Source organism: Enterobacter sp. SENG-6 (genome assembly GCF_001605945.1).
Taxonomy (GTDB): domain Bacteria; phylum Pseudomonadota; class Gammaproteobacteria; order Enterobacterales; family Enterobacteriaceae; genus Enterobacter; species Enterobacter cloacae.
Genome location: NZ_LOMM01000006.1, coordinates 77,683 through 86,634, shown reverse-complemented (window position 1 = coordinate 86,634; position 8,952 = coordinate 77,683). Strand labels below are relative to the sequence as shown.

At 53.0% G+C, this 8,952-nt stretch carries 13 protein-coding genes; 9 read left to right on the top strand and 4 right to left on the bottom strand.

Features of this window, described 5'->3' with window-relative positions:
• Together AX755_RS04065 and AX755_RS04060 are read left to right on the top strand one after the other, a co-directional pair.
• Positions 1-348, top strand: a 348-nt coding sequence (locus AX755_RS04065) for a gp53-like domain-containing protein (RefSeq protein WP_062856334.1), incomplete at its 5' end; no start/stop codon positions are given.
• 95 nt (positions 349-443) lie between these two features.
• Positions 444-917, top strand: coding sequence for a tail fiber assembly protein (locus tag AX755_RS04060; protein ID WP_046889870.1), 474 nt, complete (start codon positions 444-446; stop codon positions 915-917).
• Between the two features lie 64 nt (positions 918-981).
• On the opposite strand, the gene AX755_RS26005 is transcribed toward AX755_RS04060, so the two are convergent.
• From AX755_RS26005 to AX755_RS26000, 4 genes are all read right to left on the bottom strand, one after another.
• The gene (locus AX755_RS26005) at positions 982-1,263 is read right to left on the bottom strand and encodes a gp53-like domain-containing protein (protein ID WP_370882925.1); all 282 of its coding nucleotides are present in this window, start codon (positions 1,261-1,263) and stop codon (positions 982-984) included.
• Between the two features lie 99 nt (positions 1,264-1,362).
• Complete coding sequence (locus AX755_RS25280) at positions 1,363-1,650, bottom strand: gp53-like domain-containing protein (RefSeq protein ID WP_124304495.1); 288 nt, start codon at positions 1,648-1,650, stop codon at positions 1,363-1,365.
• 114 nt (positions 1,651-1,764) lie between these two features.
• Positions 1,765-2,097, bottom strand: a complete 333-nt coding sequence (locus AX755_RS04055) for a hypothetical protein (RefSeq protein WP_058688312.1) — start codon at positions 2,095-2,097, stop codon at positions 1,765-1,767.
• A 26-nt stretch (positions 2,098-2,123) separates the two neighbouring features.
• On the bottom strand, positions 2,124-2,423 hold the full coding sequence (locus AX755_RS26000; protein ID WP_073971409.1) for a gp53-like domain-containing protein: 300 nt from the start codon (positions 2,421-2,423) through the stop codon (positions 2,124-2,126).
• 179 nt (positions 2,424-2,602) lie between these two features.
• Here AX755_RS26000 and AX755_RS04050 point away from each other — a divergent pair, with 179 nt between their 5' ends.
• The 7 genes from AX755_RS04050 to AX755_RS24255 form a co-directional block, all read left to right on the top strand.
• Positions 2,603-3,190 carry a recombinase family protein gene (locus AX755_RS04050; protein WP_047726000.1) on the top strand — a complete coding sequence of 196 codons (588 nt, stop codon included), beginning with the start codon at positions 2,603-2,605 and terminating at the stop codon, positions 3,188-3,190.
• Positions 3,191-3,248: 58 nt separating this feature from the next.
• Positions 3,249-4,001: a DNA-methyltransferase gene (locus AX755_RS04045; protein WP_015386375.1), complete on the top strand. Its 753-nt coding sequence runs from the start codon at positions 3,249-3,251 to the stop codon at positions 3,999-4,001.
• 80 nt (positions 4,002-4,081) lie between these two features.
• Complete coding sequence (locus AX755_RS04040) at positions 4,082-5,254, top strand: phage tail sheath protein (RefSeq protein ID WP_032634572.1); 1,173 nt, start codon at positions 4,082-4,084, stop codon at positions 5,252-5,254.
• 9 nt (positions 5,255-5,263) lie between these two features.
• Positions 5,264-5,779: a phage major tail tube protein gene (locus AX755_RS04035; protein WP_007848874.1), complete on the top strand. Its 516-nt coding sequence runs from the start codon at positions 5,264-5,266 to the stop codon at positions 5,777-5,779.
• A 54-nt stretch (positions 5,780-5,833) separates the two neighbouring features.
• The gene (locus AX755_RS04030) at positions 5,834-6,136 is read left to right on the top strand and encodes a phage tail assembly protein (RefSeq protein WP_014884889.1); all 303 of its coding nucleotides are present in this window, start codon (positions 5,834-5,836) and stop codon (positions 6,134-6,136) included.
• A gap of 14 nt (positions 6,137-6,150) precedes the next feature.
• Positions 6,151-6,270, top strand: coding sequence for a GpE family phage tail protein (locus AX755_RS04025; protein WP_007848878.1), 120 nt, complete (start codon positions 6,151-6,153; stop codon positions 6,268-6,270).
• Positions 6,263-8,952 (top strand): phage tail tape measure protein (locus AX755_RS24255; protein WP_082824517.1); only part of this gene is annotated, 2,690 nt, incomplete at its 3' end. The genes AX755_RS04025 and AX755_RS24255, both read left to right, overlap by 8 nt.

Genomic DNA, 8,952 nt, shown 5'->3' with positions numbered 1-8,952 from the left:
AACGTTCGTTTGGGAGAAGCGGCAAAAATGGAGGCGGCCACCGCACAGATCGGTGCTAATGGATGGCTATATATTCCCGTTACTGGCGGCAAAAAAATGCTGCTGCAGTGGGGGCTTTTAACCGGTGCGAGTAATTATTCTTTTAAATTCCCAATTGCATTTCCCGTCGGTGGTTTATGCCTGGTTGCTATGGCCCATACAACTGATTCCGCTGATGTGAGCATGGTAACTATGACTAATGGATTTATCAGGGATAAAACCAGCGCGTTTGCTTTGTGCGCCAGAACAGTGAACGGCGTGCAGCAACCTTTTGAACGTAGCGTTTACTGGTTCGCTGTTGGTTACTGACGTCAAAATATTGTGTTATTACTCACACAAAGTAGCTAGATAATTTTTTTATGAAACCGCACTTACGATCTGAGTTTCAAACTAAGGAGTGCGTTATGAACTATTGGTTTAGCCCTGCAAATAATGCTTTTTATCCCGTAGCTTTAAAGGAGTCTTATGTAAATGCAGGTAGTCTCCCGAATGATTTAATCGAAGTGGAAGATAGCGTATTTAGCGAATTTTCCGCGACGCCACCAGAAGGGAAGTTGCGTGGCATTGGAGCTGATGGGTTGCCGATCTGGATTGATATTCCCGTTGTGGAAGAAAGCCCGGAACAAATCCAGGCACGCGCCCGTGCTTTGCGGGATGAATTCATCGTCAGTACAGATCGGATGCTTGTTTCTGATTACACGATCAACAATGTTTTATTAACCTCTGAGCAGCAAGCGGAGCTGTTGGATGTAAGGCAAAAGTTTAAAGTTTGGCCTGAGAGTGAGGGATGGCCGGGCATAGCGTTGCCTGCGATACCTCAATGGATTCTCATTGAGGCAGTAAACAACGGTTACGTAGTAAAAAATTGGCCTGAGTGAAATAAAGCCCGTAAGGGCTTTATTTTTAATAACCCATTCCAGTCAGGTTCGCTACCGGATTAATTTAAAAACCTATTGCAAACCACGTAAACATACGGGAGTCACCAGGCAGCGTATCATCAAGGAAAAACTGAGCATTAGCGCCGGTTTTCGTTGGGTAGCCGACTGAAACAGCTTGCCTTAAAGTTCTATACGATGGCACATAATCATAATTTGATGCCCTTACGCCTGCGCTTGAATATACACCGAAGCAAGCCGCCGGGAACGCGACTGGAAACGTAATATCACAATTATATGTAGTGCTTGTTACGCCTCCCTCCCATAGCCCCCACTGCACTATTAACATAACACCGCCGGTTAGCGGGAATTTCGCCCAGCCGCTTTTAGACAAAACGCCGCTCGCTGCTGCGAGTTTTGCCGCTTCTCCCAAACGAACGTTATTTGCTTAATAGCCTATGGCTATAAACCGGAATGACACGTTTGCATTTAACGCATTTAGAACGGCTCCAGCCTGAGATAACTTAACCGCTCTTGTAGTAAAAGTTGAAAGGGTTGCAGGCGCTGCAGAACCAAACCCAACGCCAGCATCCTCAGGATTATTATGCGTAACATATACTTGTGCAAACACGGATGGGAACGCTACAGGAAGCGAAGATGTGTAGACCTCTCCACTACCTGCTGTATTAACAGCACCTTGCCCCCATTGAAGAATTAAATTTTTGTTACCACTCATCGGGATTTTGGCCCATCCGTCATAGCCAATAACACCGCTAACAGCTGGCAGCGTTGCCGCTTCCCCCAAACGAACGTTTTAACTATCCACTTTCGCAACAAGCCCAATGGGAACTTACCAGCCAATACCCCAAACCGTAACAGTTGAATTTGATTTGGTGTATGCGCAAGCCGCTTTGAATTTTATGCGGTCAATAATAGCTGCGCTGACAAAAGGCGCACCGCTTGTCGCATAAATCAAAGAGTTGGTTAGTGAAGGGTTGATTGATAAACAGGCATTAGGAAAAACTACCGGCCATGTATCATCAACGACTACCATCTCGCCATTAACAGATTGAGGAACTGAAACCATCTTCCACTGAATTAGCGCCGTTTGTTGCTTTCCGCTGATTACAACTGGAATAGCTATGTTTCCTGCAGAGCTTGCCAGGGCCTCCGCCGCTGGCATTTTTGCCCCCTCTCCCAAACGAACGTTTAATACCCTATAGCCATCCAGTAAATAGGATTGGAGGTAGTAGTAACGTAAGTAAATCTGGCCTTAGTTGTAGACGTATTGCTAATATCGAATCCAGTAAAACGTATGGATGGATCGTTTGTAGACATTAAAGCGCTGAGATGTCTGAATGCAGTAGGGAATGCAATTGGGAAAGAAATGTCAGTGGTTCCTACTGCCCCAGATGTGCCGTTGACGTTAAGCACCCCCCATTGAATGATCAGCCCAGTCGGTAATTTTTGATACCCATTGAAACCTAAAGAACCGGCAAAGTTGCTCATATCAGGAAGCTGGTTTGCACCATTGCCGACCCCCCGTTTAGCTGCTTCCCCCAAACGAAGGTTTTTTATTCACCACGGTCATGATTGTCCGTGTTGGCCATTCTCTGCAGTACAGTCAGAAATGACCATGCTCGATAAAATGGTGGCATCATTCACCACTTTTTTATGGGCGAAAAATCATGCAAATCGGTTACGTGAGGGTGTCAACAAATGACCAAAACACGGCTTTACAACGAAATGCGCTGGAGTGCGCAGGATGTGAGCTGATATTTGAGGACAAAATGAGCGGAAAAACCTCAGATCGGCCAGGGCTAAAGAAGGTCCTGCGCACACTCTCAGAAGGTGACACGCTGGTAGTTTGGAAGCTGGACAGATTAGGCAGGAGTATGCGGCATCTTGTTACTCTGATTGAAGACCTGCGAGGGAGAGGAGTAAATTTCCGCAGCCTGACAGACAGCATTGATACATCAACTCCGATGGGGCGTTTCTTTTTCCATGTTATGGGTGCCCTGGCAGAAATGGAGCGAGAGCTGATCGTAGAGCGAACCCGTGCCGGGCTGGCTGTAGCACGTGCGCAAGGAAGGATTGGTGGCCGACGGCCAAAGCTATCAGAGGATGAGTGGGCGCAGATTGGCCGGTTGCTGGCTGCCGGAGAAACGCGAAAACGCGTTGCTCTGATTTTTGATGTGGGTATATCAACGCTGTACCGCAAATTTCCCGCGTCTGCCGTGGCGCCATTGTCTGAACGCTCAGACACTCCTGTATAAATGAACATGATTTCTCATTTATGTAACCTGAAATCAGGCACATAAGAGAGGCAAGGCTATGCAAAAAGCAGTTATTGGCGCGGCAACTATTTACTGTGGTGACAGCCTGGAAATTTTGCGCGAACTCACTGGCGAATTTGATGCAGTGATTACTGATCCGCCTTATTCCAGCGGTGGTATGACGCGCAGTGATCGGCAGGCTAAACCCTCCGGGAAGTATGTAGGCAATAACAACTACCATGAGTTTTTCGGCGATAACAGAGACGTGCGCTCCTGGGCGTTCTGGATGACGCAGTGGATGAGTCAGGTTAACCGCCTGGTTAAGTCAGGCGGCTATGCCATGGTTTTCACTGACTGGCGGCAGCTTCCAACGCTTACTGACGTTTTCCAGGCTGGCGGTTTTGTGTGGCGGGGGTTGATTCCGTGGGATAAAACGCTTTCAACGCGTGCGCCTCATACCGGTTATTTTCGTCATCAGTGCGAATACGTTGTCTGGGGAAGTAACGGACCATTGCCTAAAAGTCTGCATGGTGGACCCTGGCCGGGCATGGTAACTCGTCGGGTTATTCCGTCTCAAAAACTCCATATGACCGGCAAACCGATTGAGCTTATGGAGAGCCTGGTTGCTCCCGTTCCTCCTGGCGGCCATATTCTTGATCCATTTATGGGGAGTGCATCAACTGGCGTTGCTGCGCTGAGGAAGGGATACAAATTTACCGGGATTGAAATGAGCCAGCAGTATTTTGATATCTCATGCGAACGCCTGGAAAAAGAAAACGCAGATATCCGCGCGGGCGTATTGTGTGATTAAGGGAACAATGCCGCGTAGCTGTCTGCGCGGCCCATTCAATTCACCATAGGGCGAAACCTAAACACCGGAGGGTTCGCCGTATGGCTCAGGATTATCACCACGGTGTGCGCGTCGTTGAGGTCAACGATGGCACCCGCCCCATTTCAACAGTAAGCACGGCAATTGTCGGTATGGTCTGTACCGGCGATGATGCAGATGCGTCCGTGTTCCCCCTCAATAAGCCGGTCCTGCTCACCGACGTGCTGACCGCCAGCGGTAAAGCAGGCGAGTCCGGCACGCTGGCTCGCTCGCTGGATGCAATTGCCGACCAGGCTAAACCCGTGACCGTTGTTGTGCGCGTTGCACAGGGTGAAACCGAAGCGGAAACAACTTCCAACATTATCGGCGGCGTGACAACTGACGGTAAAAAAACGGGCATGAAAGCGCTGTTATCTGCGCAGTCCCAGCTCGGCGTTAAGCCGCGCATTCTTGGCGTGCCGGGGCATGACACGCAGGCGGTTGCCACTGAGCTGCTGAGCGTGGCGCAGAGTCTGCGCGGCTTCGCCTATCTGTCAGCCTACGGCTGCAAAACGGTAGAGGAGGCCATTGCCTACCGCGCTAATTTCAGCCAGCGCGAGGGGATGCTGATCTGGCCTGATTTCATCAGTTTTGACACCGTGCTGAACGCTGACGCAACGGCTTACGCCTCAGCCCGTGCGCTTGGCCTGCGTGCCAAAATTGACGAACAGACCGGCTGGCACAAATCCCTGTCCAACGTAGGCGTGAACGGCGTCACCGGCATTTCTGCTGATGTGTTCTGGGATTTGCAGGACCCGGCAACCGATGCGGGGCTGCTGAACCAGAACGATGTCACCACGCTGATCCGCAAAGACGGTTTCCGCTTCTGGGGTTCCCGCTGCCTCAGTGACGATCCTCTGTTTGCCTTTGAAAACTACACCCGCACCGCGCAAGTTCTGGCTGACACCATCGCAGAAGCGCACATGTGGGCGGTGGATGGCGTGCTTAACCCGTCACTGGCCCGCGACATTATCGAAGGTATTCGCGCCAAACTGCGCAACCTGAAAACGCAGGGCTACATCATCGGCGCCGACTGCTGGCTGGATGAGTCCGTAAACGATAAAGATTCCCTGAAAGCCGGGAAGCTCACTATCGATTACGACTATACGCCGGTACCGCCTCTGGAAAACCTGATGCTGCGCCAGCGCATCACCGATCAGTATCTGCTGGATTTCTCCAGCCAGGTCAGCGCGTAAGGGGACAATATGGCTTTACCACGCAAGTTAAAACACCTGAACCTGTTTAACGACGGGAATAACTATCAGGGGATTGTTGAGTCCCTGACCCTGCCTAAATTCGGCCGCAAGTTTGAAAAGTATCGCGGCGGCGGTATGCCCGGTTCGGCTGATGTTGATCTGGGGCTGGATGATGGCGCGCTGGACACGGAATTTTCAATCGGTGGCACCGAACTGCTGTTATTCAAACAGATGGGTAAAGCCACCGTTGACGGTATCCAGCTGCGTTTCACCGGCTCCATTCAGCGTGATGACACCGGCGAAGTGCAGGCCGTTGAGCTGGTTGTGCGCGGGCGACATAAAGAAGTCGATTCCGGCGAATGGAAAACCGGCGAGAGCAACACCACAAAAGTCAGCAGCACCAACAGCTACGCGAAGCTGACCATTAACGGCGAGGTGCTCTATGAGGTTGATGTGATCAACATGATTGAAATCGTTGATGGCGTGGACCTGATGGAAGAACACCGCAACGCCCTGGGCCTCTGATCTACTTTAAAGGCGCGGGCAGCCGCGCCAGTACCTTATTAACAGGAAATGACAATGAGCGAACAACAGACTGAAAAAACCGTACAGCTGGACACCCCAATCAAACGCGGTAAAACCGAAATTGCCGAAATTGTGCTGCGCAAGCCGCAGTCCGGCGCGCTGCGTGGCACCCGTCTGCAGGCGATTATGGATATGGACGTCGGCGCGATGATGACGATTATTCCCCGCATCTCCACGCCCGCGCTGACCGCTCAGGAAATGGCTGAAATGGACCCCGCCGATCTCACCGCGCTGTCGGTTGAGGTGGTCACTTTTTTGTTGAAGAAATCGGTGCTTGCCGGTTTGCCGACAGCCTGACAGTAGAAGACCTGGTGGCTGATATCGCCACCATTTTTCACTGGCCGCCGTCCGTCACTGACGTTATGCCGCTGACCGAAGTGCTGGAGTGGCGGCATAAAGCGATTCAGAGAAGCGGGGCCAGCGATGAGTGATACTAACCTGCGTTTGCAGGTAATTCTAAATGCGGTTGATAAGCTCACCCGCCCATTCCGATCAGCGCAGGCCAATTCTAAAGAGCTGGCTACCGCCATTCAGCAAAGCCGCGCAAGATTAAAAGAACTGGACGCCCAGGCGGGCCGTATTGACGGTTTCCGCAAGGCAAGCGCGCAGCTGGCCGCCACCGGCAACAGTCTTAAAGCCGCACGCGAAGAAGCGGCGAAGCTTGCCACGCAGTTCTCGGCCACTAACCGGCCGACGGCGGCGCAGGCGCGTCTGCTGGAGCAGGCAAAAAACCGCGTTAACGAGCTGCAGAGCAAATACAACGGCCTGCGTCAGTCGGTGCAGCGTCAGCGTCTTGCGCTCAATGAGGCCGGGCTGGACACCAAAAAGCTGAGCAGTGCGCAGCGGGAGCTGCGGCAGAATGCCGACGAAACCCGGCAGGCGCTGGACCGACAGCAGAAATCCCTTAAACGCCTGGGCGAGCAGCAGGCCCGTATGAACGCGGTCCGCGATCAGTATTCGCGGCGGCTTGAGGTGCGGGATCGTATTGCAGGCGCCGGAGCAACGACTACTGCCGCCGGGCTGGCGATGGGCGCGCCGGTGATGGCTGCCGTTAAAAGCTATGCCAGCATGGAAGATGCGATGAAAGGCGTGGCAAAGCAGGTTAACGGGCTGCGGGACGACAACGGCAACCGCACAAAACAGTTTTATGACATGCAGGATGCCATCAAGGCCGCCAGTGAACAGCTGCCGATGGAGAATGGCGCCATCGACTATGCCGCGCTGGTTGAAGGTGGCGCCCGCATGGGCGTGACAAACCAGAACGATTCTTACGAAGACCAGAAGCGTGACCTGCTGGCCTTTGCATCCACTGCAGCAAAGGCCGCAACGGCATTCGAGCTGCCCGCTGATGAGCTGGCGGAGGGGCTGGGGAAAATCGCGCAGCTCTATAAAGTGCCGACCCGTAATATTGAACAGCTGGGCGATGCCCTGAACTACCTGGACGATAACGCCATGTCTAAGGGCGGCGATATCATCAATGTGCTGCAGCGCATGGGGGGGGTGGCCGACCGGCTTGATTTCCGAAAGGCGGCCGCGCTGGGTTCCACCTTCCTGTCTCTGGGTGCCGCGCCTGAAATTGCCGCCAGCGCATCAAATGCGATGGTGCGCGAACTGTCGATTGCGACCATGCAGAGCAAGCGGTTCATGGAAGGTATGGATCTGCTGAAACTCAATCCAGAAGAGATTGAAAAGCAGATGACAAAGGACGCAATGGGGACCATTCAGCGCGTGCTGGAGAAGGTCAACAAGCTGCCGCAGGATAAACGCCTGTCCGCCATGACGATGATATTTGGTAAGGAGTTTGGCGACGATGCGGCGAAGCTTGCAAACAACCTGCCGGAGCTGCAGCGCCAGCTGAAACTCACCTCAGGCACTGAGGCTAACGGCTCCATGCAGAAAGAATCCGATATCAATAAGGATTCACTTTCCGCGCAGTGGTTGCTTGTTAAAACGGGCGCGCAGAACGCTTTCAGTAGCCTGGGTGAAACGCTGCGCCAGCCGCTGATGGATATCATGGGTTACGTCAAAAGCGTGACCGGGGCACTGCGTCGATGGGTTGAGACTAACCCGCAGCTGGCGGGCACTTTGATGAAGATTGCCGCTGTGGTCGCCTCAGTGACGTTGGCGCTTGGGACATTAGCTATTGCCATGGCTGCTGTTCTGGGGCCGCTGGCATTATTGCGTTTTGGGATGAAATCGCTAGCCATCACTGGCCTGGGGCGGTTCGGTCCACTGCTGGGCCGATTGAGCCAGGCATTCAAATCATTCACACCCGGTTTATTCCAGTCCGGTGATGCACTGAAAAAGCTGTTTGGGCTGTTTTCGGGAAATGAAGCGAGTGAGACAGTTAGCTGGATTAGTCGTATTCGTGAGGCGCTCAGCGGCGGTGGGGAAGATGAGGGTGACGGTATCCTGGATGCGTTACGAGACGGGGTGCTGGATAAAGTCAAAGAACATGCCCGGCAGGCGGGCGAAAGCCTGGTGTCCTCATTTCGTAATCCTGGTGAAGCTATCCGTCAGCTTGGTACGAAAATCAGAGGGCTGGCAAGCGCTGCGTTAGCACCGCTAGTTACTTCTGTTAGGGGGGCGGGAGGCGTTATCAGGTGGTTGGTCATGTCACCATTTGCGCTTTTGCGCACAGCTCTGATGGGAGTGGGTAGTGTGCTTGGGGTGTTGCTTAGCCCTATAGGGCTGGTTGTGGCGGCGCTGGCTGGCGTGGCGCTGGTTGTCTGGAAATACTGGCAGCCGATAAGCGCATTTTTAGGCGGAGTGGTTGAAGGATTCAAAGCTGCAGCTGCGCCTATCAGTGCGGCGTTTGAGCCACTGCAGCCTGTTTTTCAGTGGATAGGTGACAAGGTCCAGGCATTGTGGGGCTGGTTTACTGATCTGCTGACGCCGGTTAAATCCACCTCTGCAGAGCTGCAAAGCGCGGCGTCGATGGGGCGGCAGTTTGGGGAGGCGCTGGCGGCAGGGCTGAACATGGTCATGCACCCGCTGGATTCGCTTAAATCGGGCGTGTCCTGGCTGCTTGAAAAACTTGGCATTGTCAGCAAGGAAGCGGCCAAAGCGAAGCTTCCTGAGCAGGTCACGCGGCAGCAACCAGCCACGGTAAA